Origin of the sequence: Streptomyces sp. 7-21, from assembly GCF_016741785.1 — a bacterium.
Taxonomy (GTDB): Bacteria; Actinomycetota; Actinomycetes; order Streptomycetales; family Streptomycetaceae; genus Streptomyces.
Genome location: NZ_JAERRL010000042.1, coordinates 1 through 635, shown reverse-complemented (window position 1 = coordinate 635; position 635 = coordinate 1). Strand labels below are relative to the sequence as shown.

Sequence of the window (635 nt, the reverse complement as noted above, 5' to 3'; positions counted from 1 at the left end):
CAACTAAGGGCGGACCTGGGCGGATTGGGTTGTGCGGACAGCGGTCGCGCACCGTAGGGTGCTGGACGGCATCCGTGGGACGAAGATGTCAGTCGGAGGAGGAACAGGTGGCAACGCCCCCAGGCGGACCGTACGGGAGCAGTGAGTACGGCGACGAGTACCCGGCGCAGCCGCCCGGGAGCGGGCGGACGGGACGCTACAACTTCCCCTCCGCGCCCAGCGGCCGCCGCACGCCCGTTCCGGGCGCGCGTCCGGAGGAACCGGCACCGCCGCGGCCGGACCGCGGGCCGGGGCCCGGTGCGGGACCCGGACCTGGCGGGTACGGCCAGGACTGGCATCCACAGCAGCCCCCTCAGCCGCCGCACCAGGCACCGCACCCGTCACCGCAGGCGAGCACCCCGCGCGGTCACCGCCACGACAAGGAGGCCCCGCAGCCGCTCGTCCGGCCGTACGCGATGACGGGCGGCAGGACCCGGCCGCGGTACCAGCTGGCGATCGAGGCGCTGGTGAGCACGACGGCCTCGCCCGTCCAGCTCCAGGGCCAGCTGCCCGAGCACCAGCGCATCTGCCAGCTGTGTTACGAGGTGAAGTCCGTCGCCGAGGTGTCGGCGCTGCTGTCCATCCCCCTGGGTGTC

Annotated in this window: 1 protein-coding gene; it reads left to right on the top strand. The window is 73.9% G+C overall.

What is annotated here, in order from left to right; translation table 11 throughout:
• Positions 1-107 precede the first annotated feature (107 nt).
• On the top strand, positions 108-635 hold a 528-nt coding region (locus tag JK356_RS22270; protein WP_201870348.1), incomplete at its 3' end, for a DUF742 domain-containing protein.